At 29.6% G+C, this 22229-nt stretch carries 25 protein-coding genes; 12 read left to right on the top strand and 13 right to left on the bottom strand.

What is annotated here, in order from left to right:
• Position 1: 1 nt before the first annotated feature.
• A complete protein-coding gene (locus WA327_RS02525; RefSeq protein WP_336066089.1) occupies positions 2-901 on the bottom strand; it encodes an ATP-binding cassette domain-containing protein in 900 nt (299 codons plus the stop codon).
• Between the two features lie 98 nt (positions 902-999).
• Between WA327_RS02525 and WA327_RS02520 the strand changes: the two genes are divergently transcribed.
• Positions 1000-2058 carry a hypothetical protein gene (locus tag WA327_RS02520; protein ID WP_336066087.1) on the top strand — a complete coding sequence of 353 codons (1059 nt, stop codon included), beginning with the start codon at positions 1000-1002 and terminating at the stop codon, positions 2056-2058.
• Here WA327_RS02520 and WA327_RS02515 read toward each other — a convergent pair.
• Genes WA327_RS02515 through WA327_RS02495 form a run of 5 tightly spaced genes read right to left on the bottom strand, consistent with a single transcriptional unit; the run spans position 2055 to position 6064 of the window.
• Positions 2055-2570, bottom strand: a complete 516-nt coding sequence (locus tag WA327_RS02515) for an IS1096 element passenger TnpR family protein (protein WP_336066084.1) — start codon at positions 2568-2570, stop codon at positions 2055-2057. The two genes, WA327_RS02520 and WA327_RS02515, sit on opposite strands and share 4 nt — an antisense overlap.
• Before the next feature lie 40 nt (positions 2571-2610).
• Positions 2611-3627: a COX15/CtaA family protein gene (locus WA327_RS02510; protein WP_336066083.1), complete on the bottom strand. Its 1017-nt coding sequence runs from the start codon at positions 3625-3627 to the stop codon at positions 2611-2613.
• Positions 3624-4076, bottom strand: coding sequence for a GNAT family N-acetyltransferase (locus WA327_RS02505; RefSeq protein ID WP_336066082.1), 453 nt, complete (start codon positions 4074-4076; stop codon positions 3624-3626). The genes WA327_RS02510 and WA327_RS02505 overlap by 4 nt, the downstream gene beginning before the upstream one ends.
• A 2-nt stretch (positions 4077-4078) precedes the next feature.
• Positions 4079-5494, bottom strand: coding sequence for an HD domain-containing protein (locus tag WA327_RS02500; RefSeq protein ID WP_336066080.1), 1416 nt, complete (start codon positions 5492-5494; stop codon positions 4079-4081).
• Positions 5495-5506: 12 nt separating this feature from the next.
• Positions 5507-6064, bottom strand: a complete 558-nt coding sequence (locus WA327_RS02495) for an L-threonylcarbamoyladenylate synthase (RefSeq protein WP_336066078.1) — start codon at positions 6062-6064, stop codon at positions 5507-5509.
• Between the two features lie 55 nt (positions 6065-6119).
• Between WA327_RS02495 and WA327_RS02490 the strand changes: the two genes are divergently transcribed.
• From WA327_RS02490 to WA327_RS02475, 4 genes are read left to right on the top strand one after another with little or no spacing between them, the layout of a single operon-like run.
• Positions 6120-7184, top strand: a complete 1065-nt coding sequence (locus WA327_RS02490; RefSeq protein ID WP_336066075.1) for a glycosyltransferase family 1 protein — start codon at positions 6120-6122, stop codon at positions 7182-7184.
• Positions 7185-7186: 2 nt separating this feature from the next.
• Positions 7187-8434, top strand: coding sequence for a glycosyltransferase family 4 protein (locus WA327_RS02485; RefSeq protein WP_336066074.1), 1248 nt, complete (start codon positions 7187-7189; stop codon positions 8432-8434).
• A gap of 8 nt (positions 8435-8442) precedes the next feature.
• On the top strand, positions 8443-9330 hold the full coding sequence (locus tag WA327_RS02480; protein ID WP_336066072.1) for a polysaccharide pyruvyl transferase family protein: 888 nt from the start codon (positions 8443-8445) through the stop codon (positions 9328-9330).
• Between the two features lie 14 nt (positions 9331-9344).
• Positions 9345-10469 (top strand): glycosyltransferase, encoded by a 1125-nt coding sequence (locus tag WA327_RS02475; RefSeq protein WP_336066070.1) that lies wholly within the window; start codon positions 9345-9347, stop codon positions 10467-10469.
• Positions 10470-10484: 15 nt separating this feature from the next.
• Here WA327_RS02475 and WA327_RS02470 read toward each other — a convergent pair whose 3' ends face one another.
• Positions 10485-11231, bottom strand: coding sequence for a glycosyltransferase family 2 protein (locus WA327_RS02470; protein ID WP_336066068.1), 747 nt, complete (start codon positions 11229-11231; stop codon positions 10485-10487).
• Between the two features lie 79 nt (positions 11232-11310).
• Here WA327_RS02470 and WA327_RS02465 point away from each other — a divergent pair, with 79 nt between their 5' ends.
• Positions 11311-12027: a polysaccharide deacetylase family protein gene (locus WA327_RS02465; protein ID WP_336066065.1), complete on the top strand. Its 717-nt coding sequence runs from the start codon at positions 11311-11313 to the stop codon at positions 12025-12027.
• A gap of 97 nt (positions 12028-12124) precedes the next feature.
• Here WA327_RS02465 and WA327_RS02460 read toward each other — a convergent pair whose 3' ends face one another.
• A complete protein-coding gene (locus WA327_RS02460) occupies positions 12125-12862 on the bottom strand; it encodes a glycosyltransferase family 2 protein (RefSeq protein WP_336066062.1) in 738 nt (245 codons plus the stop codon).
• Positions 12863-12972: 110 nt separating this feature from the next.
• Between WA327_RS02460 and WA327_RS02455 the strand changes: the two genes are divergently transcribed.
• A complete protein-coding gene (locus tag WA327_RS02455) occupies positions 12973-13794 on the top strand; it encodes a glycosyltransferase family 2 protein (RefSeq protein WP_336066059.1) in 822 nt (273 codons plus the stop codon).
• Between the two features lie 83 nt (positions 13795-13877).
• Here the strand turns inward: WA327_RS02455 and WA327_RS02450 are convergent, their stop codons facing one another.
• Entirely contained in the window at positions 13878-14468 is a 591-nt protein-coding gene (locus WA327_RS02450) for a methyltransferase domain-containing protein (protein ID WP_336066056.1), read from the bottom strand.
• A gap of 24 nt (positions 14469-14492) precedes the next feature.
• Complete coding sequence (locus tag WA327_RS02445) at positions 14493-15548, bottom strand: glycosyltransferase family 9 protein (RefSeq protein ID WP_336066054.1); 1056 nt, start codon at positions 15546-15548, stop codon at positions 14493-14495.
• Positions 15549-15638: 90 nt separating this feature from the next.
• Here WA327_RS02445 and WA327_RS02440 point away from each other — a divergent pair, with 90 nt between their 5' ends.
• A complete protein-coding gene (locus tag WA327_RS02440; protein WP_336066316.1) occupies positions 15639-16403 on the top strand; it encodes a lipopolysaccharide kinase InaA family protein in 765 nt (254 codons plus the stop codon).
• Between the two features lie 61 nt (positions 16404-16464).
• Here the strand turns inward: WA327_RS02440 and WA327_RS02435 are convergent, their stop codons facing one another.
• Positions 16465-17280: a 2,3,4,5-tetrahydropyridine-2,6-dicarboxylate N-succinyltransferase gene (locus tag WA327_RS02435; protein WP_336066314.1), complete on the bottom strand. Its 816-nt coding sequence runs from the start codon at positions 17278-17280 to the stop codon at positions 16465-16467.
• Between the two features lie 191 nt (positions 17281-17471).
• Here WA327_RS02435 and ruvX point away from each other — a divergent pair, with 191 nt between their 5' ends.
• The 4 genes from ruvX (at position 17472) to mazG (ending at position 19836) form a co-directional block, all read left to right on the top strand.
• The gene (ruvX, locus tag WA327_RS02430; protein WP_336066051.1) at positions 17472-17882 is read left to right on the top strand and encodes a Holliday junction resolvase RuvX; all 411 of its coding nucleotides are present in this window, start codon (positions 17472-17474) and stop codon (positions 17880-17882) included.
• Between the two features lie 6 nt (positions 17883-17888).
• Entirely contained in the window at positions 17889-18479 is a 591-nt protein-coding gene (gene def, locus WA327_RS02425; RefSeq protein WP_336066049.1) for a peptide deformylase, read from the top strand.
• 55 nt (positions 18480-18534) lie between these two features.
• Positions 18535-18954: a DUF5606 domain-containing protein gene (locus WA327_RS02420; protein WP_336066046.1), complete on the top strand. Its 420-nt coding sequence runs from the start codon at positions 18535-18537 to the stop codon at positions 18952-18954.
• Positions 18955-19062: 108 nt separating this feature from the next.
• The gene (gene mazG / locus WA327_RS02415) at positions 19063-19836 is read left to right on the top strand and encodes a nucleoside triphosphate pyrophosphohydrolase (protein ID WP_336066044.1); all 774 of its coding nucleotides are present in this window, start codon (positions 19063-19065) and stop codon (positions 19834-19836) included.
• 317 nt (positions 19837-20153) lie between these two features.
• Here the strand turns inward: mazG and WA327_RS02410 are convergent, their stop codons facing one another.
• Complete coding sequence (locus tag WA327_RS02410; protein ID WP_336066042.1) at positions 20154-20282, bottom strand: hypothetical protein; 129 nt, start codon at positions 20280-20282, stop codon at positions 20154-20156.
• On the bottom strand, positions 20282-22174 hold the full coding sequence (locus WA327_RS02405) for a DUF349 domain-containing protein (RefSeq protein WP_336066040.1): 1893 nt from the start codon (positions 22172-22174) through the stop codon (positions 20282-20284). The genes WA327_RS02410 and WA327_RS02405 overlap by 1 nt, the downstream gene beginning before the upstream one ends.
• Positions 22175-22229 lie beyond the last annotated feature (55 nt).

Here is a 22229-nt window from a genome sequence, read left to right as displayed (position 1 = left end):
TTTAAGATAATTGGTCTGTAAGTTGTAAAAATTGTTCTTCTAAACTTTCTTTACGTAAGACTAAATGAGAAAGCGTAATGCCTTTATCATGACATTCTTTATTAAATGCTGTTGCAGACATTGGTTGATCTAAAAAGGCAGTTACCAATTCGCCATTAATCTTAACATCTTTAATATTAGTGTTAGCTTTCAAAAAGTTAATTAATGCATCTGTGTTTTCTGCTTTTAATTCAAAAAAGCCATTACTAGTAATCATTTGGTCAACAGGACCTTCATATAATTTTTCACCTTTTCTTAAAACGACTACGTGTGTACAAACTTTTTCAACTTCGTCTAATAAATGAGACGCTAATAATATAGTTGTTCCTTTGCTTGCAATTTCTTTAATTAAAGATCTAATTTGATGTATACCTTGTGGATCTAAACCATTTGTAGGTTCATCCAAAATTAAAATTTCTGGATCATTAAGTAATGCACTTGCTATGGCAAGACGTTGTTTCATCCCTAAAGAAAACGTTTTAAACTTACTGTGTTTTCTTTCTATAAGCCCAACAAGTTCTAGTTTTTCGTCAATTTTATCTTCGTTAATGTCTTTAATTTTACACACCAATTTAAGATTTTTGTATGCAGACATGTATGGGTAAAAGTTAGGTCGTTCTATAATAGCTCCAACTTTTTTTAATGCTTCGTGTGTAGATAAATCTCCGTTAAACCATTGAAAATTTCCTGAAGTTTTATTTACAACATTAAGTGTAATACCTAAAGTAGTAGATTTACCACTTCCGTTTGGACCTAAAATTCCGTAAACATTTCCTTTTTTTATAGTGAAAGAAAGGTTGTTAACAGCAGTTAAATACCCGTACTTTTTTGTAAGGTTAGAGATGGTTAAAATTGTGCTCAAAATAGTTTTGGTTTTTGATTGATATAAATAAGACGAATATGATACGATTTTGTTACAATTTATAAATTTTGTTACTAAATTTGAGTAATTACCTCATTATGCAAGATTTAAAAATTTCTAAAAAGAAACCATCATATCCTGTAAATCAAAAATTACACGAATATCTAAATGAATATAACCGAAACTTAAAAATTTCGATTTTATATGAAGATTTGTTGCGTTTTCAAGGTTCTGTTACCGTTTATGATAAAGATGATAAAGACACACTTTGGATACGTGTGTATTACAGTGAATTTGACCGAGCAGAAATCGATTTGAACCTAAAAAAAGTATACACACAGTTACATTCTGATGGAAATGAAAAAACCATTCCTTTTTTAAATGTAGATGCTGTAGATTACTGCACCTTTGGTAATAGTAAACCGTTTAGAGTAAAAGTTAGAAATATTTTAAATGACAATTACACCTATTTTTATGTAAAAAAAGCAGATGCGTCAAGAATTTATGGTTTAGAATTAGAGCATATGCTATCGCCTTACAACCTAAATTTTTTGGTTTATAAAAAAACCTTAATTGAAGAGCATATTGCAGGAATACCAGGTGATGAATTTATAGAAAATATGTTGGAGGATTGCTCGCCTTCAGAAAAATCTCAAATTGCCAAAGAGTTTGTGAAGTTTAACGAGCGTTGTATGATTAGACTGTTAGGAGACATGCGCGCTTATAACTATGTAATTGTGCCAACGCACGATTTTGATCATGTGGTTTTTAAAATAAGAGCTATAGATTTTGATCAGCAATCTTATGAAGGTAAATTTAATGTTTACAGACCTCAATTTTTTAAAGAAAATAATAAGATGGTGACTTTAGTATCTGAAAAACTCACAAAAGATTCTATTGATCAATATAAAATTGAAGAACGCTCAACCATTGCAAAACGTATGATTAGTTATCAAGATAGAATAAGAGAGTTGTTAGAATGTATGACTAACGATACTATTTCTATTGAAAAACATATCGAAATGCTTAAATCAAAAATCTATGATTATACAATGGATATTGAATTTAAGCGCAGCAAAAACATGGGCGAAATACTTAAAAACGCCTTAGATTTTGTAAAAAGAAATTATGAAGATGTGTATACTAAAGGTTATTAGTTCCAGTTTTCGTCAAAGTCTAAACTATCGTAATCATCGATGTCATAATCGTCATCAAATTCATTAAAATCGTCGTCATTTTCTGCTTCAAAAACTTTTTCTGGTGCTTCTGTAGGTACTTGACCTTGCACATACATAAGGTTAGGGTAATCTGTACCTTGCGCTTCTTCTACAATTTCTGCTAATTCGACAAAAAACGTCCACATACTTAAAAAGTCATAAACATAAATAAGTTTGGTTTGTGCTTCGTGTACAATGTCAGAAATGCTAGTTTCATTCATTAATTTAACTTCGTTTAAGCCATCACTCATGTCAAAAAGGCTAATTTCTTCACCTTGATCCCAATCGTCGTCACTAACATAAAAAGAAGCCATTTCTGTACCGTCAAAACCAAAAGATTGGGTAATGACGTTGTGTAGATCTTCCATGGTATCGCTTTCGCGAATTTCAAAATCTCTAAAGATATCTTCTTCTGTGTCGTTGTCTAAAATAGCTCTAAAACGGTATATCATAACTAATGAAAATAAGGCTACAAAGATAAGGTTTTAATCCTTATTTGCTAAATCTATGCAGGGTAAATGTCATTGCTGTTAATAAGAAAAACGCACCTACTTGATGTGCAACACCTAACCAAACGGGAACTTGTAATAATAGGGTTAAAACACCTAAAATAAATTGTAAAAACACCAATCCCATTAAACTATTTAAAGCTAGTTTTTGATACTTGGTTTCTACAAATTTTTTGCCTTTAAAAAATACGATAACAATTAATGCAACTACTAAATAAGCTAAAGTACGATGTACAAACTGCACGCCGCTTTTACCTTCGGTTAGGTTTAGTAAAAGCGAGTTTTGTTCAGTATAAACAGTTTCATGAATAAATTTACCTTCGCTCATCATTGGCCAATGGTTGTGTACCCAACCAGCATCTAAACCAGCAACAAAAGCACCATAAATAATCTGAATTAATAGCACAAATGTGGTAATGCGTAGCAAGTTTTTAAATGCAGAATCTGTTACTTTATTAAAAGGAAACATTAAGTCTAATGCAACCCAAAATGTTAAAGCAAAGGTGATAAATGCAGTTGTTAAATGTGCAGCCAACCTAAAATGGCTTACATCTGGTCTGTCTACCAAACCACTTTTTACCATATACCAACCTAAAAAACCTTGAAATGCTCCTAAAAACATTAGTCCAATTGCTTTTTTTATAGTTGGTCTGGTGAGTTGTTTTGTAATTAAAAAGTATACAAAAGGAAAGAAAAACACTAACCCAATTACACGACCAATAACACGATGAATCCATTCCCAAAAATAGATATCTTTAAAATCTTCTAAAGTGAAATGGTTATTAAGCTTTTGAAATTCTGGATATTGCTTGTAAAGGTTGAAGGCTTCTGTCCATTCGGCGTCATTCATTGGTGGAATTGTACCAGAAATTAATTTATAATTTGAAATTGATAATCCCGAATGGGTTAGACGAGTGATACCGCCAACTATAACCATTACAAAAATTAATACACAGCCTGTTAATAGCCAATAAATAACTTTTTTGTTGTCCTTTTTCATCGTAATTCTTTTAAAAAACAAACACTATTTTCTATGCCAGCGTACTGACCAAAATTTGGAATTATTTTATAATTATTTTTCTTGTAAAAATTAACAGCTTCAACTTGTCGTAAACCTGTTTCTAAAATAGTTGATTTAAAATTATTTTGCTTTGCCCAATCTTCAAGTTCTTTTAAAATGGCTGAGGCAACACCTTTATTTCTTGTTTCAGGATGTGTAAACATGCGTTTTATTTCGGCACTATTATTATCAAATTTTTTAAAGGCACCACAACCTACAGGTTTATCGTTTAGGTAAGCAATAACGGTATGTTTTAATATATCAATATGATTAAATTGGTTGTAAAAATCGTGCTCATCACCATCCATTATTTTTAAATAGGCATCAAGCTGTTTAACCAGTGCTATAAAATCGGGATGTTCAGATTTTGATCTTACTAACGTTAGCATACTTACACTTTTTTTAGCCCTAAAGCTGCCCCTTTTTCAAGCATTAAACTGAAAGCAGCTTGATGCTCGTTTGGGATGTCGCCTTCTAAAATAGCTTCCTTTATTGCTTCTTTAATTAAACCAACTTCTCTTGAAGGTTTTATATTGAAAGTCTCCATAATTTCTTCTCCAGAAACAGGCGGTTGAAAGTTTCTTACAGAGTCTTTTTCTTCTACTTCAACTAACTTATCTCTTACAATTTTAAAATTGTTGTGATATTTTTTAAACTTTTTAGGGTTTTTTGTAGTAATGTCTGCTTCGCAAAGCGTCATTAAATCTTCTACGTAATCACCTGCATCAAATAGCAAACGTCTTACTGCAGAATCTGTTACAATATCTTGAGCTAAAACGATTGGTCTAGAGCTCATAAAGACTAATTTTTGGACGTATTTCATCTTTTCATTTAAAGGCATTTTTAAGCGTTTAAATAAATGAAATACCATTTTTGAACCTTCAAATTCGTGACCATGAAACGTCCAACCAACTTTATTGCTAAACTTTTTTGTTGGAGCCTTACCAATGTCGTGTAGTAATGCAGCCCAACGTAACCAAACATTATCTGTATGTTTCGCAATGTTATCAACCACTTCCAAAGTGTGATAAAAATTATCTTTATGACGTTGGCCTTCAATTTCGTCAATGCCTTTTAAAGCGGTCAATTCTGGTAAAATATATTGTAAAAGTCCAGTTTCTTCAAGTAATAAAAAGCCTATTGAAGGTGTTGGACTTTCTAAAATTTTATTAAGCTCGACAACTATTCTTTCATTTGTAATAATCTTAATACGTTTGTTGTTTCTGGTAATAGCTTTTAAAGATTGGTTTTCAATTTTAAAGTCTAATTGCGTAGCAAAACGTATAGCGCGCATCATGCGCAAAGGATCGTCACTGTAAGTAATATCTGGGTTTAATGGCGTACGAATTATTTTATTTTCTAAATCTTTAATGCCATTAAAAGGATCTAGTAAGTCGCCAAAATTGTCTTCAGAAAGATTTAAAGCTAAAGCATTGATTGTAAAATCACGACGGTTTTGGTCGTCTTCTAATGAACCGTTTTCTACAACAGGATTACGGCTATCTTCGTTGTAGGATTCTTTACGTGCGCCAACAAATTCAATTTCGATATCATCATAGCGTAGCATTGCGGTTCCGTAAGTTTTAAATACTTGTACTTTTGGTTTATTAGGTAACAGATTTGAAACTTCTTTGGCAAGTGCAATACCACTACCAATTGCAACTACATCTATGTCTTTGGCATTACCACGTTTTAAAATAAAATCGCGTACAAAACCACCTATTACATAACTGTCTAAGTTAAGGTTTTTAGAGGCTTGAGAGATTATTTTAAATATAGGGTTTTGTAATGCTTGTTTGTAATTCATCGGGTAAATTTACTAACGAATAATCTTAACTTCACCATTATTAGACAATTTTATAATTGTAGATGGTTTGGTGTTAATTTTTTCGTTTTGCAAATTTACAACATAATCCACACCTTTTAAAACCGCTTGAGTTATTTCTTTAAAGGAATTTGGTGTTGGCTGACCAGCAATATTTGCAGAGGTAGAAACGATTGGTTTTCTAAATTGTTGGATGAGTTTTTGACAGAATTCGTCTTTAGGAATTCTAATAGCTAAAGTATTGTCTTCTGCAACTAAATTAGAAGCTAAACCAATTGGGTTATCATAAATGATAGTAGTTGGCTTGTCGTTATATTCAATAATTTGATAGGCAGCTTCTGGTACTTTTTCTATGTATTTTTCTAGCATCTTTAAATCGCTTACTAAACAGATTAATGCTTTTGATGCTTCACGTTGTTTGATTTGATATACTTTTTTTACAGCTTCAAAATTTGTAGCATCGCAACCAATACCCCAAACGGTATCTGTTGGGTAGAGAATGGTGTTGCCTTTTTTTAGGTGGTTTATGGTTTTTGTAATCTCGGTTAGCATTGACTTTTATAATTGATTTAATTCATTACATTTGTTTTTAATAAAAAAAACTACAATGAAAAAAATCCTTTTTGAAGCCCATAACAGCAATATGTCTACTGGATTCGGACAATTCAATTATCATTTGCTAAAAGGACTTTTTAACATTAAATATAATAATTCAAAGATAATAGTTCATACAGACACCATATCTAAATTCAAGAAAGAATTTAAAAACTTTTTCGGTTATAAATATTATTGGGGAATGTATAGATATGAACGATTTAGAATCTCTAAAGAATACGATGTTTGGCATAGTCTAAACCAAAATACCAAAATTTTACCTAAAAGAAATTTACCATATATTTTGACAATCCATGATGTGAATTTTATGGAAGAAAAAAGTGATGAAGAAAATAATTTAAAGAGGAATAAATTTTTTGAAGAACAACTTTCTATGGCAGATATTATTGTTTACATTTCAGAATACTCAAAAAATCAAACCCATAAATATTTTGATATAAAAAATGTTCCTGAAAAAATAATATACAATGGTTGTACCATAAAAAATAAATTGAAAAACTTAGTAAATCCAGGTAATCAAAACCGACCATTTTTTTTCTCGATAGGTAATTTTTTAGAACGGAAAAACTTTTTATCTATTGTTAAAATGATGATAAATTGGGAAGATATGGATTTGTTTATTGGAGGTAATTTAGATACACCTTATGGAGAAGAAGTTATATCGTTTGTTGAAAGTAATGATGTAAAGAATGTAATTTTATTGGATAAAATTTCAGAATATCAGAAACAGTGTTATTTAGAATATTGTGAAGCTTTTTTATTTCCATCAATTAGTGAAGGATTTGGCTTGCCTCTTTTAGAAGCAATGAAATTTGAAAAACCTATTATAACATCAACAAAAACATGCTTACCTGAAATTTTAGGAGATGCAGGTTATTACTTCACAAAATTTGATGCTGAAACAATGAAAATTGATGTTGAAAAAGCATTGAAAGACTTTAAAGCTGATCCTCAGGATAAAATAAGTATTATGAAAAACAAGCTTGAGTTTTTTACATGGGAAAATGCCGCTAAACAATACGCAGAATTGTATGATCAATTGTTAAACGCTAAATAAAATTGGAGCAAAAAGAGAAAATAGCTGTTGTTGTACAACGTTTTGGTAAAGAAATTAATGGAGGAGCTGAGTTACATGCTAAACTGTTATGCGATCAGCTTAAAAGGTATTATAGTATAGATGTGTTAACAACTAGATCTATAGATTATCAAATATGGGATAATATTTTACCCGAAGGAGAAACTTTTGAAGATGGAGTTTTAGTGAGACGATTTAGATCTATATCAAAAAACACACATTATGCAAATAAATATTACAGAAAATTATCAGGGAAAAGAAGACATCATAAGTTTTTAAAAAAAATAAAATTATTATCTATTTACAAGAAATTAGGATTACATTACATCTCTAAATCAGATAGAAATAATTGGATAACACATCAAGGACCAAATTCTCCAGGTTTAATAAGTTATATAATAGAAAATGAAAGAAAATATAAGGTTTTTATATTTTTTACATATCTGTATTATCCTACTTATTTTGGAATTCAATCAGTAAAAAATAGTATTCTAATTCCTACAGCTCATGACGAACCTAGTTTTTATTTTAGTGGCTATGAAAACGTATTCAATAAAGCTAGCTTTATCATGTATAATAGTCTTTCAGAGAAGAGACTTGTAGAGTTGACTTATCCAAAAACTAAATTGATAAACAATGATATTGCAGGTGTAGGTTTTGATCCAATTTTAAATTGTACCAAAAAAAATGAAGTGAAACAATCTAATACTAAGTATTTATTATACATAGGACGTATTGATGTAAGCAAAGGTTGCGATGTGTTGATTGATTTTTTTGAAAAATATAAACATGAGTCAGCCAATGATATTAGACTGATTATGATTGGGAAAAATTTTATGGATATTAAAAAAGATTATAATAATATAATTTTTACAGGTTTTGTGTCTGATGAAGACAAAGATATTTACCTGAAAAATTGTGAAGCTTTAATTATACCTTCATTTTATGAAAGTTTATCACTAGTAACCTTAGAAGCTATGCAATATGGGAAACCAGTGATAGCAAATGGAGATTGTGAAGTGCTAAAAGATCATATAGAATTAAGTAACGCAGGTTTTATATATAAGGATTATAATAGCTTTAAAAACTCTCTAAATAAACTTTATAATCTTACAGAATCAGAAAAAAGACATATAGCAAAGCGCGGAATAAAATATGTCAAAGAAAATTATCAATGGAAAAACATTATTAACAAGTTTAATAAAGCAATAAAACTTATAAATCAGAATTAGTCTTTAAAATGAAATTAATTTACTACAAATCCCAACAAGGAAATATAGGAGATGATTTAAATGTCTGGTTATGGAAAAAAATCTTTGGAGATGACTTTTTTAACAAAAATGAAGAGGTTGCTTTTTTGGGGATAGGCTCTATACTACTTGAAAATTCAGATTATTTAAAAGAAGCCTCAAAATTTAAAAAAAAAATAATTTTTGGTTCAGGTGTAAGGTCTATAAATGAAAAATTTCATTTTGATGATTCTTGGGAGTTTTTTTTTACAAGAGGTCCGTTTAGCTCTTTAAAAACAACATATGTTTCGGAAAATTATATAACCGATAGTGCCTATTTTTTGGCATTAACTCAAGAATATAAAAAATTTATAAATCAACCAAAAAAGTACAATATAAGTTACATACCTTATTATGCTTCAGTTGATAAAGTAGATTGGAAAGTAATCTGTGATGAACTTGGATGGAATCTTATATTACCAACAGGAAACAACGTAGAAAAATTCATTGCTCAAGTTGCAGCAAGTGAAATGATAATATCTGAAGCTATGCATGGTGCTATTATTGCTGATATTCTAAGGATTCCTTGGAAAAGAAGCAGGTATTATTCTCATATTTTTGAAGGAGAAATGGTATCTGAATTTAAATGGAATGATTGGTTATATTCGATTGATGTTTTTGAAAATAACTATATTAATTGTATTAAAAAGCCTAAAAAACTAAAGCATAAGATAGTTAATAGTGGATATTATAATAAAAAAAATCAGAACCGAATATTAGCAACTTTAAAAAAACATGAAAGAATACCTTTTAATCTTTCTTCAGACACTAGATTTAATGAAATAGTTAAAGATTTAAAACTGAAAAAAAATAAATTAATAGATACATATTTACAATAGATTTAGCTTAACTTATGAAAATACTTTTTTTTTATCCAGAGAATCCTTTATCAAAAACTCAAGGGAATAATGTTAGAGCGCATAATCTTTTAAAATATTTTAAAGAAAAAAAATATAGTGTTGATTTTGTATCCAAAGAAGAAAACATTAGTTTGATTTCAGAGTCAGATTTAAAAGATTTAAAAGACCAAAACTTAGTAAATAAAACTTATTTTTTAAAACCTCTAAATAAGAAAAAAAGCATACTAAAAAAAACATTTTTTAATCGAAAAACAAAGTCAAATGATGTTTTTTCTAGAGTTTTACATAGTGAAGAAGTTGAATTTGAGAAAATAGTTAATTCAACCAAATATGATTATATAATAATATCATATGCTTATTATGTTAAACTTATAGATAAAATCAATTTAAACGGTGCAAAAACAATTATAGACACTCATGACTTTTTAACATCTCAACATAAAGAAACAAAAGATTTTAATCTTGGTCAGTTTTTTGAAGATGAAATTAAGGTTTTAAGAAAATTTGATTTTATTTGGGCAATTTCAATAGAGGAGCAATATTTGTTTACTCAGTTTATAAATAAACCAATAATATTAGTACCTCATTGTGTCTCAAATAAAAACTATAAACCACTTGAGAAGCAAATAGATTTATTATATGTTGCAAGTGGAAATACTCATAATATTAAATCTATAGATTGGTTTTTTAAAGAAATTTATCCTGAACTTGACAAAAAGATTAAAATAACTATTGTTGGTAAAATTTGTAATTATATTGATAATTATGATAATGTAAAAAAAATAGATTATGTAGAAAATCTTGATCCTTATTATCTGAAAGCTAAAGTTGTTATCTGTCCAATGTTATCTGGTACAGGATTAAAAATTAAAGTTGTAGAAGCTTTATCTTTTGGTTTACCTGTGGTATGTACTCCAAGAGGAGTTGATGGTTTAATTAATAAAACAGAAAATGGTTGCTTAGTAGCAAATGATGCAGAAGAAATGATAAGACATATAAATAATCTTCTTAATGATTATTCATATTATGAAAAATTTCAAAAAGAGGCATTAAACTTTTTTAAAAATCATCTTGAATTCACTAATGTAAAAAATAAGTTAGATGTTTTTTTTAAATAAAAAAACTTGCTTCTTTTACTCAATATTTCTATACATAGTCCAAAGCTGAATATAGCGTTTAAAAACCGAAAAGGCATGTACATAGCTTATAATAAACCCTTCTTTGCCATCTAAAAATCCTAATCTTAAAAAGTATTGATGCATAAATCTATACCAAGGTCTAAATAAAAAATGATAGAAATTCGGACGTATATTTTTCTTAAATAAAGCTTCTGCTTGTAGTTTACTATACAGGGTTAGTTTTTCATTGTAATTATCAAAGCTCTTATAGGTTTGATGCTCTACATGATGCTTAAATTTACCAATTGTTTTAGAAGTTTCTAAAATTTCGTGTACAAGTTTGCCGTTATATTTGCATTGATTCTTATTAAATAAACGAACTACAGTGTCCGTTTGAAATCCACTATATTTTAATCTTTTACCCATAAAATAAAAGTTTCTTTTTACTTTATAGGCTTCATTTTTAGGGTTTGTTTTTAGTGTGTTTGTGATTTCTTCAGCTAATTCAGGAGTTACTATTTCATCTAAATCAAAAAAAGTAACCCAATCGTGATTTGCTAAAGACAAAGCATAGTTTTTTTGTGCCGAAAAATTATCAAATTCTCGTTGAACAACCTTAGCACCTAGTTGTTTAGCAATTTCAACAGTGTTGTCAGTGCTAAATGAGTCAACAATAATAATTTCGCCTGCAAACGATAAGCTTTTTATGTAACGTTCTACGTTTTTTTCTTCGTTATAAGTAATAGCTAAAGCGCTTATCATGTAATAGAAAATAAGATTTTACGCAAATATAACCAATAGGCTTTATATATTTGTGAGTAGAGAAATTCATTTTTAAAATATGGCAAAATTACCGGTTTTAATGTATCATTCTGTAACTTCTAATAAAGAAGAGGCTAAAGGCTTGACTATACACAAAGATACTTTAGAGCAACAATTGCTGTACTTAAAAAAAAATGGGTATACTACGCTTCATTTTAAAGATTTAGAACCTTTTAAAATAGCTAAAGATTTACCAAAAAAATCTGTAATTATCACGTTTGACGATGTGTATGTTAATCAGTTAGAATTAGCCTATCCGTTATTTAAAGAACATAATTTAAAAGCTTGTTTTTACATTCCTTTTAAATTTGTAGGTGGTAAAAATGAATGGGATGAAGGTGATAAAGACCTTATGGATTTATATCAATTGAAACAATTAGATGAAAACATAATTGAATTAGGTTCACATGGATATTCACATATAAATTACAAAACATCTTCGTTAAATGCTATTGAATTAGATTTGAAAAGAAGTAATAGTTTTCTTCTAGAGAATAATTTATCAATACATCAAACCATTGCTTATCCTTACGGTAAATACCCTAAAAAAGGAGAAAAAAAGGACAAGTTTTTTAATTTGTTAAAAGAGAATAATTTAAAATATGGATTAAGGGTTGGTAATCGAGTGAATGCATTTCCGTTTAAAAATAATTATGAAATTCAGCGATTAGATATCAAAAACGAAGATACAATGCTTCAGTTTATTTGGAAGTTGAAAGTAGGTAAGTTATTTTAAAAATACTTAAAGTTGAAAGTGTCTAAAGTATTTAAAGTTGAGTTGAAAATATAATTTCCGTCTTCCGTCTTTTGTCTTCAAACTTCGTGCTTCAAGCTTACCTAATCCCTTTTTTCAATAACATCAACTTAGCATATCTAGAAAATACGCCATAGGCATTAATACTGGCAACTGCTAGTCCAGGAACACCATCCATAAAACCGCGTCTTAAAATATAACTACTAAAAAAGCGGTAAAAAGGTTTAAAAGCTAGGTGAAAATAAGTTGCTTTTTTTCCTTTTTTTAGCATTTGTTCTGCCTGAAACCAAGCATAACTGTCTTTTTTACTGATATAATGTTCTAAACCTTTGTAAGTAAAATGTAGTACAGGGTTTTTAAGTTGACCAATACTACCATCAATAATCAATTTTTCGTGCACTAAACCTTCAAATCTACAATTAGCACGTTTAACCAAACGTAATACCGAATCATAGTGATGGTACAAAAACCGATTCATATAAAAATGCGGAAAGTTTAATTTATATCCAGCATGTTTTGGGTTTTTAATGACATCTAAAATTTCTTGTTTTAATGCAAAAGGGATACGCTCGTCAGCATCAATAAACAAAACCCATTCGGCAGTAGCGTATTGTAAAGCAAAGTTTTTTTGATTAGAAAAATTATCAAATTGTCGTTGTACAACAGTGCAATTGTTTTTTTTGGCAATATCAACTGTTTTATCAGAGCTAAATGAATCTACGACGATAATTTCATCGGCAAAGCGTACAGACCGTATCGCTTTTTCAATATAATTTTCCTCGTTAAAGGTCGGGATGATGACAGATAATTTCTTCATTTAAAACAATAAAACACAAATTTACGCTTTTATATCCTTCTTAAAAAAATCAAAACTAGCAATATTTTAAATATGACTATCTTTGCATTTCAATTTTGAAACTTAAATTAATGAGTGGTTTACCAATTTCTGTAATAATTAGCACGTATAACGCTGAAGCTTGGCTTGAAAAAGTTTTAGAAAGCTATAAATATCAAGATTATGACAATTTTGAAGTCATTATAGCAGATGATGGCTCGCGCGACACTACTAAACAATTGATAGATCGTTTTAAAGCAGATTACCCTGTAAACTTACGTCATATTTGGCATGAAGATAAAGGATACAGACGTCAAGAGTTGCTTAATAAATGTATTATGCAAACAGAATATGATTATATCTTAATGACAGATGGCGACTGTATTGCTCGTAAAGATTTTGTGTCAACACATGCAAAATATGCAGAAAAAGGTTATTTTCTTTCTGGTGGATATTTAAAATTAGATATGCCTACTAGTGAAACCATTGAGTTAAAAGATATTGAAAATGAAAATTGCTTTGATACCAAATGGTTAAAAAAGAATGGTAACGTAAGTTTTAAACAAGCCTTAAAACTGAATGCTAGCGGACTTTGGGCAGATTTTTTAGACGCAACAACACCAACAGGAGCAACTTTTAATAACTGTAACTCTAGTGCTTGGAAAGAAGATTTAATTGCAATAAATGGTTATGACGAGCGAATGCAATACGGAGGACCAGATAGAGAATTAGGAGAACGATTGTTTAATTATGGAATTAAATCTAAACAAATACGCCATAAAGCAATTGTACTACATTTAGATCATCCAAGAGGTTACAAAACTAAAGAATCTTTAGAGCGAAATTTAAAAATTAGAAAAGCTGTAAAAGATGAAAAACGTACTTGGACAGATTACGGTATTGTCAAAAAATAGTATGCCAACAATCTCTGTAATTATAAGTACTTATAATCAACCTAATTTGTTGCAGTAGCTGTTAGTTAGACATTCATAATAAACTATTTAATGCGGTAAGCTCCAACTTTCCAATAGGTTTGTTCTCTGTCTGTTTCAACTTTGCTAAAATCAAGTTTTTCTAAATCTTTTTTTGCATCAATAATTTCCCAGCAGTCTAAACCTTCTTTGTAAATAGAAACTAATAAAATTCCGTTAGGATTTAATTTTTCAGTAAATCTGTTTAATACGTCTATTTTTAAGTTATGATGAACGTAATAATAAGCTTCATTAAAAACAATTACATCATAAGTTTGATTAGGATTATAAGTATGAATATCTGCAACTAAACTAGTAGATTTTGGGTGATTTTTTTGTTTTGCTTTAGTTATTGAAGCTTTTGAAAAGTCAACGTTATAAAAATGAGAATAACTTGCAGGCTCAAATTTTCCGTTTAAAACAGCTTCACCAGCTCCAAGGTCTAAAATTGTAGGATTTTTAGAAGCATATTTTGAAATGAATTCAACAATTTTTTGATATCTTAAGTCTTCACGCTCATTATTTAGATAGTCCCATTTTCCTTTTTTGTATTGTCTGTTCCATCTGTTTTTTCTTCTCCAATGATGAAATCGATCTATTAGGCTTAGTTTACTCATTATTGATTTTTAGCTTAAAAGTGGTTAAAAATGTTGCTTTAAAAACGCATTTAATTTTGGTATGATTAATTCCGGTGTTAATTGTTTATATAGAAAACTAGGGTCTTCTTCAATTTTTTTACGTTGTTCTCTATCAGTTGAAAATAAATCTGGTTTTTCATCTAAAAGATGAGTAGAGGTGTGTTTTTTACCATCTTCAAAACTAGCCCAATGTTCTTTTAAAACATATGGTGAGAAAATAGTAAATGTTGGTTTGTTTAACGCTTTTGCAATGTGTACTGTACCGCCTTCATTAGCAATTAACAGCTTGCATTTATTCATAAGTAATACAAAACCGCGAATACTTTCTTCATAAATATCAAATATTATTTGTTCTTTATTTTTGCATTGATTGTATATGGTTTGAGCATCTTCTTTTTGATGTGGTGCATAATTAAATAACGCATAGACATCATAATTTTCGGTCACAAAATCTATCAACTTTACAATATAGTCATAAGGCATAGATTTTTGTGGCGTGCTACCTAAAATGCCAAACATAATAACTGGCTTGTCGTATTTGTCAAGTTTATCGTATTGCTCTTCAGCTTTAGTTAAATATATTTTAGGCTCATAAACAGGGTTTTCAATATCATAAACCGAAGTAACTAGATGCACTCTGTCTTCAATAGACTTTCCGCATGGTTTTGTCTTTTCTTTTAAAAACGAAATATTGTGTGTGTAAAACGGTAACGGCGGATTTTTTTCCCGTTTTTTAAAACCAATTCTAGTCTTTGCGCCTGATAATAAAGTGATAACACGACTCTGAAATTTTGCATAAGGATCTACAACAATATCATACTTTTTGCGTCGTACATTAAAAGCTGTTTTAAGAAGTACCGGTATTTTTTTAAGTTCTTTTTCCTTAATTTCAATAATATTATCAATAGAAGGGTTTTGTTCGATAACACCAGTTGTGTAATCGTAAACCATGTAATCTATTACAGAATCTGGAAATACTTTTTTTAAATTTGTAGCAATTAAAGAGGCTAATAGCACATCTCCAATTCTTTTATTTTGAATGATTAAAATCTTCTTCATCTAAATTGGCTTTTGCCTTAGCGCAAAATATAATTTTATCGGCTTTTATTAAAATTTAGTTTAACATATCTTTGATGCAACTTAAAATTAATTAAAATCATACACTGTCATCCAAAATATCAACATTTAAAATCTAAGATTGAAAGTATAATTAAAGGTTTTGAAAGCAAAGGAGTAGCCGTAACTATTGGTCAACGTAATGTTATCAAATCTTTTGAAGTAGACCGTTTAACGTTAAATATTAAGTCGTTTAAAAAACCAAATGCCTTTAATAGTTTTATTTACAAATGGATAAGACGAAGTAAAGCAAAACGATCTTTTGAGTATGCAAGTAGGTTAATTGATTGTGGTATTTCAACACCTTTTCCTATAGCTTATAAAGAAGAAACTTCAACTTTAGGACTTAAAAAAAGCTACTATGTAAGTGAACATATTGATTATGATTTTGAATTTAGAGCATTAATACACAATCCAAAATTCCCTGAAAGAGAAGAAATTTTAAAGCAATTTGCAGAATTTACTTTTAAATTACATGAAAACAATATTAACTTTTTAGATCACTCGCCAGGGAACACGTTAGTTGTTAAAACAAAACAAGGCTATAAATTTTATCTTATAGATTTAAACCGAATGCGTTTTGAATCGATGACTTTTGAGAAGCGTATGCATAATTTTAGACGCTTATGGCTATCTAAAACTATGATAAAAGTAATTGCTAAAAAATATTCTGAATTATACAATACATCTTATCAAGAGACTCACGATTTAATGTTAAAACAAAGTATGGCTTTTCAGCATAAAATTAACCGAAAAAAATTGCGTAGATCTGGACGAAAAATGCAATTTAAATCATAATAAAAAATCCTAAACTTTAAAGTTTAGGATTTTTTTATTCATTTTGCTATGTAACTTTTGTTTAAACAGCCACATCATATTCGCGTAACGCATCGTTAAGCGATGTTTTTTTGTTGGTACTTTCTTTACGTTTACCAATTATTAATGCACAAGGTACGTTGTAACTTCCTGCAGCAAATTCTTTAGTATAACTACCAGGAATCACAACAGAACGTTCTGGTACATAACCTTTCATTTCAACAGGTTCATCTCCAGTAACATCAATAATTTTTGTACTCATTGTTAAAACAACATTTGCACCTAATACAGCTTCTTTACCAACTCTAACACCTTCAACAACAATACATCTACTGCCTATAAAAGCACCATCTTCAATAATTACAGGAGCGGCTTGTAATGGCTCTAAGACACCACCAATACCAACACCACCAGAAAGGTGTACGTTTTTACCAATCTGCGCACAACTACCAACAGTAGCCCAAGTATCAACCATAGTACCTTCGTCTACATAAGCACCAATATTTACATAACTAGGCATTAAAATAGTACCTGCAGAAATGTATGCTCCGTGACGTGCCACAGCATGAGGTACAACCCTAATTCCTTTTTCTTTGTAACCAGTTTTTAATGGGATTTTATCGTGGTATTCAAAAATACCAACTTCTAAAGTTTCCATTTTTTGTATCGGGAAGTAAAGTACAACCGCTTTTTTTACCCATTCATTAACCTGCCAACCATCTTTTGTTGGTTCAGCAACACGAAGTGAACCTTCATCTAAAAGCGCTATCACTTTTCTAATTGCTTCAATAGTTGTTGTTTCTGTTAAAAGATCTCGGTTATCCCAAGCAGTTTCAATAGTTTGTTGTAAATCTTTCATTTTTTGTAATTTCATTTTTTTGGCGTGCCCTAAAGGTCAGGCATTCCACTATATCTTTTTTTGCCATATGTGGCAGCAAAAAAAGGATGTCGTTGCAATCCTTCACGCAAATATAATTCCTATAAATTAAAATATGGCATAATATTTAAGGTGTTAATCTATAAAACCATAAATTTGCATAAAATTTTAAAATGGCTCAAATATTAGCAATAGATTACGGTAAAGTAAGAACTGGATTAGCAGTAACAGACGATATGCAAATAATCGCTTCTGGATTAGCCACTGTAGCTACAAACGAGCTTTTAGGCTATTTAAAAACATATACAGAAAAAGAAAATGTAGAGCTTTTTTTAGTAGGAGAGCCAAAGCAAATGGATAATACAGCAAGCGAAAGTGAAGTTTTAATAAAACCATTTATTTCTAAACTAAGATCTACATTTCCAAATATTCCTATTGAAAGAGTAGACGAGCGTTTTACCTCTAAAATGGCAGCTCAAACCTTAATTGATAGTGGATTAAAGAAAAAACAAAGACAAAACAAAGCGTTGTTGGATGAGGTTAGTGCAACTATTATCCTTCAAAGTTACCTTTATAATAAATAAGAATTTATGATACTACCTATAGTTGCTTACGGTGATCCCGTTTTAAAAAAGCAAGCCAAAGAAATAACTAAAGATTATCCAAATCTTGACACGTTAATAGATAACATGTTTGAAACCATGTACGGTGCATACGGTGTTGGTCTTGCAGCACCTCAAATAGGGTTGTCTATTAGGCTTTTTATAGTAGATGCATCACCATTTGCTGAAGATGAATTTTTAGAAACAGACGAGCAAGAAACTTTAAAAAATTTTAAACGTGTATTTATAAACCCAGTTATTTTAGAGGAATCTGGAGACGAATGGGCATTTAACGAAGGTTGTTTAAGTATACCAGACGTAAGAGAAGATGTGTTTAGACAGCCAAATATAAAAATACAGTATCAAGATCAAGATTTTAATACACATACAGAAGAATTATCAGGTCTTGCAGCACGTGTTTTTCAGCATGAATATGACCATATAGAAGGTGTTTTATTTACCGATAAACTATCACCACTTAAAAAACGTTTAATAAAAGGAAAACTAGCAAATATCTCTAAAGGAAAAATAAATGTAGACTATCGTATGAAGTTTCCTTTAATGAAAAAGAAACGTTAAACGTTTGGAAAACCCAATGTAAGATTAGATATTTGCGACCTTTAAAAATAAATTTATGGCTTTAGAAAAAGTTTTAGCAATTTCAGGAAAACCTGGATTATACAAATTAGTAACTCAAACAAGAACAGGCTTTATAGCAGAATCTTTAATAGATCAAAAAAGATTAGCTATTGGTATTCAACAAAATGTTAGTGTATTAAGCGAGATAGCAATTTACACTTTAACAGAAGAAGTGCCTTTAGCAGATGTTTTTAGAAAAATTAGTGAGAAAGAAAATGGTAAAGAAACAGCTGTAAGTCACAAAGACTCTAAAGATAAGTTAGAAGAGTACTTTTTTGAAGTTTTACCAGATTATGATGAAGATAGAGTATACGTTAGTGATATAAAAAAAGTCATTCAGTGGTACAACTTGCTAGTTAAAAATGACCTTTTAAATTTAGATGAAGAATCATCATCTAACGATGAAGAAGAATAACATTTTTCTTTAAACAATATATCAAATCCAGCCTAAACGCTGGATTTTTTTGTGCCAATGTTTTAAGCATAAATAAATCATTGTACTTTTACCAAAACATCTTTTTTTATGAATAGCAGAGCAGACCAATTAAAAGCATTTGACCGTTTATTAACCATTATGAATGAGTTACGCGAGCAATGTCCATGGGATAAAAAACAAACCATGCAAACCCTACGTCATCTAACTATAGAAGAAACTTACGAGCTTGGTGATGCTATTTTGGATAACGATTTAGAAGAAGTAAAAAAGGAACTAGGAGACCTAATGCTTCACTTGGTTTTTTATGCAAAAATTGGTAGCGAAACAAACGATTTTGATATAGCAGATGTATTAAATACAGTTTGCGAAAAACTAATACACAGACATCCGCATATTTACGGAGATGTAAAAGTTGAAAATGAAGACGATGTAAAAAGAAATTGGGAAAACCTTAAACTAAAAGAAGGTAAAAAAAGTGTTTTAGAAGGCGTGCCAAATAGCTTACCAGCACTTGTAAAAGCAAATAGAATACAAGATAAAGTAGCTGGTGTTGGTTTTGATTGGGAACAACCAGAACAAGTTTGGGAGAAAGTGGAAGAGGAGTTATCTGAATTTAAAGAAGAAGTACAAAAAGGAAACAAAGACGCTATGGAAAGCGAATTTGGAGATGTACTTTTTTCTATGGTAAATTATGCAAGGTTCTTGAAAATTAATCCAGAAAACGCATTAGAACGTACTAATAAAAAATTCTCAAAACGTTTTATGTATTTAGAAGAAAAAGCAAAATCTTTAAATAAAGACTTAAAAGATATGACACTTGCTGAAATGGATGTTTTTTGGGAAGAAGCCAAAAAACTGTAATTGGAAAAATCTACTGATTTTTTCAATTATTATAATTTAAAAACCATTGTATACATTGCTTTTACAATGGTTTTTTGTTAAAAAATGTGAAAATTTATTTTTTTTCAGTTTTAAAACGTCCAAAGCTATTTAACTAACGTATATAAGGCATATGACATTTAATCTTTCCTTTTATAGAATAAAGTTGATTAATAGCATACATCATATTAGGTGTCATAGAAAATAGAATTATTTCTTGTAAGCGAAGAGAAATAATTGGTTAGTTTAGTTAGGAGCCAAAACCCTATTTCTTACCAGAAATAGGGTTTGGTTTTTTATTAGGATATGTTTTCAATAATGATTTTAATGATTAATGCTATAAGTAGAATACCTAAAACTATTAAAGCAAAAAAGTTTTTAAACTTTATATAGTTAATAAGATTATCCCACCAATCGTTATCTTTCATTAATACAGAGACTTAATTTTTTTAAGTTTGGTTTTCCAAAGTGCTAACTCTTCTTTGTGTTTTTTAATGTTTTTATGTACTTCTTTTACTAAAGGATTATCAGATTTAACATTAGTAAAAAACTGAAGGTTATTTTCTAACTGATTAATTTCGCCTTTAATTTCATCTACTTTTTTCTGAATGTAAAAACGCTCATTATCTAAATCTCTTTGATTATCTGTAGATGATAAATCTTGAAGTTTGTTTTCAAATTTTATCATTTCAGCTTCAGATTTATTTAAGTCTAAGTTTTTAAATAAACCATCTAAAGTATTATTAAAGTCACCTTCAATATGTCTTTTATTTCTTGGTACACGACCAATGTTTTTCCACTTATTAATTTGTTCTTTTATAGTCGCTAAATCTTCTTTTTGCTCTCCAGAAAGTTTCAATTCTTTAACCTGAGCTAATAAAGTTTCTTTTTCTTTAAAAGCTTGTTCTTCTTCAGCTGTAGCTGCATTGCGTTGATCTTTTAATCTGTCAAAATAATGGTTGCAAGCTTTTTTGAATTGCTTCCAGATTTTGTCACTATCTTTTCTTGGAACGTGTCCAATTTGTTTCCAATCTAATTGGATTCTTTTCATTAAAGGTGTTGTAGCTTCAAAATCGTCATTGTCTTTATTTTCTTCGGCAATTTTTACTAATTCTTGCTTTTTTTCAAGATTAACGTATTGTTCCTTTTTTAAATCTTTATAAAATTGATTTTTCTTACGATTGAAAGAACGTACCACATCTTTAAATTTAGCCCAAGTAGCTTCATTCACTTTAATAGGTACTTTTCCAGCTTTAAAAAACTCTTCTCTTAACGCTTCAACTTCTTTAATTTTATTTTGCCAACCTTTATGAGAATTAATGTTTTCTGAAGAAATTTGAGCAATTTTTTCGATAATGGCTTGTTTGTTTACAAGGTTTTGCTCGTAAAGCTCATCTAATCCTTTAAAGTAATCTTGTCTTCTGTCATTAATTTTTTTTGTGGCTTCTTTAAAACGTTCCCAGATTGGTTCTCTGTGTTCTCTTGCAACAGGACCAAGTTCTTCTTTCCAAATTTTATGTAGATTTTGAAGTTCTCTAAAGGCTCTGTTTATATTATTGTCTTTAGCTAAATCTTCTGCTTGCTCTATGATTTTTGTTTTTAGCTCTAAATTGTGCTCAAAATCTTTGTCGCGTAAATCACGATCTAAGTGTAATAAATCATAAAAACGCTCTACATTAAAATGGTAGCTATTCCATGCGTTGTTATACTTGTCTCTTGGTATTGGACCAGCATTTCTCCATTGGTCTTGTAAATCTTTAAAAGACTTGTATTTAGTGCTCATTGAGTCTTCAGCATCTTCGGTAAGTGCCTTTATTTGCTCAATAATTTCTAATCTATTGTTAAGATTTTGCTTTAAGTTTTTTTCTAAATTTTTGTAGTGTGCAGTTAAGCGTTGCTTATAATCTTTATAAGTGTCTCTAAAGCTACGTTGTAACGGCGAGTTGTATCTAAAGTCCATCTCTACACCGCCATTACTTAAAAACTCTTCTTTCTTTTCTTCAAGTAAGTCATGAAATTGCTTATCAAACTCGTGTTTTAAAGCATTAACGTGTTTGCTGATGGCTTGAACTTTTTCGTTTTTAACTAAACGCTCAAGTTCTATAACCAATTGCTCCATGTTTAAAGACTCATAATCTTTTTCTTCAATATTATGTCTGTCTTTATTGCCTTCATCTTCGGCATCTTCTGCGTTAGAGTCGTCAATTTCATTTAAGACTTTATCGTCTTCATTGTTTGTAGTGTCTTCTGTTGTTGGTTGTACAGTTTCTTTTTTTTCTTCCGTTCCGTCTGCGTTTTGCAGGTTATCTAGCTCTGACATCTTTAAAATGTTTTAAAATTTAGAATTTAAAGATAGTAACTAGTTGAAAAACTAC

It is taken from the genome of Mesoflavibacter sp. CH_XMU1404-2 (assembly GCF_037029465.1).
Lineage (GTDB): Bacteria > Bacteroidota > Bacteroidia > Flavobacteriales > Flavobacteriaceae > Mesoflavibacter.
Note: the sequence above shows the minus strand (reverse complement) of the source record. Positions and strands in the feature narration are given on the sequence as shown.

Excerpts from the sequence above, each read along its gene's own strand:
- WA327_RS02520 (WP_336066087.1), top strand. The coding sequence starts at position 1,000 with ATGCAAGATTTAAAAATTTCTAAAAAGAAACCATCATATCCTGTAAAT.
- WA327_RS02515 (WP_336066084.1), bottom strand. The coding sequence starts at position 2,570 with ATGATATACCGTTTTAGAGCTATTTTAGACAACGACACAGAAGAAGAT.
- WA327_RS02510 (WP_336066083.1), bottom strand. The coding sequence starts at position 3,627 with ATGAAAAAGGACAACAAAAAAGTTATTTATTGGCTATTAACAGGCTGT.
- WA327_RS02505 (WP_336066082.1), bottom strand. The coding sequence starts at position 4,076 with ATGCTAACGTTAGTAAGATCAAAATCTGAACATCCCGATTTTATAGCA.
- WA327_RS02500 (WP_336066080.1), bottom strand. The coding sequence starts at position 5,494 with ATGAATTACAAACAAGCATTACAAAACCCTATATTTAAAATAATCTCT.
- WA327_RS02495 (WP_336066078.1), bottom strand. The coding sequence starts at position 6,064 with ATGCTAACCGAGATTACAAAAACCATAAACCACCTAAAAAAAGGCAAC.
- WA327_RS02490 (WP_336066075.1), top strand. The coding sequence starts at position 6,120 with ATGAAAAAAATCCTTTTTGAAGCCCATAACAGCAATATGTCTACTGGA.
- WA327_RS02480 (WP_336066072.1), top strand. The coding sequence starts at position 8,443 with ATGAAATTAATTTACTACAAATCCCAACAAGGAAATATAGGAGATGAT.
- WA327_RS02475 (WP_336066070.1), top strand. The coding sequence starts at position 9,345 with ATGAAAATACTTTTTTTTTATCCAGAGAATCCTTTATCAAAAACTCAA.
- WA327_RS02470 (WP_336066068.1), bottom strand. The coding sequence starts at position 11,231 with ATGATAAGCGCTTTAGCTATTACTTATAACGAAGAAAAAAACGTAGAA.
- WA327_RS02465 (WP_336066065.1), top strand. The coding sequence starts at position 11,311 with ATGGCAAAATTACCGGTTTTAATGTATCATTCTGTAACTTCTAATAAA.
- WA327_RS02460 (WP_336066062.1), bottom strand. The coding sequence starts at position 12,862 with ATGAAGAAATTATCTGTCATCATCCCGACCTTTAACGAGGAAAATTAT.
- WA327_RS02455 (WP_336066059.1), top strand. The coding sequence starts at position 12,973 with ATGAGTGGTTTACCAATTTCTGTAATAATTAGCACGTATAACGCTGAA.
- WA327_RS02450 (WP_336066056.1), bottom strand. The coding sequence starts at position 14,468 with ATGAGTAAACTAAGCCTAATAGATCGATTTCATCATTGGAGAAGAAAA.
- WA327_RS02445 (WP_336066054.1), bottom strand. The coding sequence starts at position 15,548 with ATGAAGAAGATTTTAATCATTCAAAATAAAAGAATTGGAGATGTGCTA.
- WA327_RS02435 (WP_336066314.1), bottom strand. The coding sequence starts at position 17,280 with ATGAAAGATTTACAACAAACTATTGAAACTGCTTGGGATAACCGAGAT.
- ruvX (WP_336066051.1), top strand. The coding sequence starts at position 17,472 with ATGGCTCAAATATTAGCAATAGATTACGGTAAAGTAAGAACTGGATTA.
- def (WP_336066049.1), top strand. The coding sequence starts at position 17,889 with ATGATACTACCTATAGTTGCTTACGGTGATCCCGTTTTAAAAAAGCAA.
- WA327_RS02420 (WP_336066046.1), top strand. The coding sequence starts at position 18,535 with ATGGCTTTAGAAAAAGTTTTAGCAATTTCAGGAAAACCTGGATTATAC.
- mazG (WP_336066044.1), top strand. The coding sequence starts at position 19,063 with ATGAATAGCAGAGCAGACCAATTAAAAGCATTTGACCGTTTATTAACC.
- WA327_RS02410 (WP_336066042.1), bottom strand. The coding sequence starts at position 20,282 with ATGAAAGATAACGATTGGTGGGATAATCTTATTAACTATATAAAGTTT.
- WA327_RS02405 (WP_336066040.1), bottom strand. The coding sequence starts at position 22,174 with ATGTCAGAGCTAGATAACCTGCAAAACGCAGACGGAACGGAAGAAAAA.